The sequence below is a fragment of the Kitasatospora phosalacinea genome, assembly GCF_000716545.1.
GTDB lineage: Bacteria > Actinomycetota > Actinomycetes > Streptomycetales > Streptomycetaceae > Kitasatospora > Kitasatospora phosalacinea.
In genome coordinates, this window is sequence record NZ_JNWZ01000211.1 from 1 (window position 1) to 255 (window position 255).

The following is a 255-nucleotide window of genomic DNA, read 5'->3' on the forward strand; positions in this document are numbered from 1 at the left end:
GGTGCCGGACGAGTTGTGGGAGCTGTTCCAGCGGGTGGTGCCGGCCGCGCCGACCCGACCGCAGGGCGGTGGCCGTCGCCGCCACGGGGACCGGGAGGTGCTGGCCGCGATCGTGTTCGTGGCCACCTCCGGATGCACATGGGCCCAGCTGCCGCAGTGTTTCGGACCGTCCGGGCCGACCGCCCACCGGCGGTTCGCGGAGTGGACCGCAGCCCGGGTCTGGGCGAAGCTCTACCGCCTGGTCCTGGACGAACT

The 255-nt window shown here is 73.7% G+C and carries 1 protein-coding gene; it reads left to right on the top strand.

The features are described from left to right. Position 1: 1 nt before the first annotated feature. The coding region (locus tag OO48_RS34185) for an IS5 family transposase (protein WP_033223643.1) at positions 2-255 on the top strand (254 nt) is incomplete at its 3' end.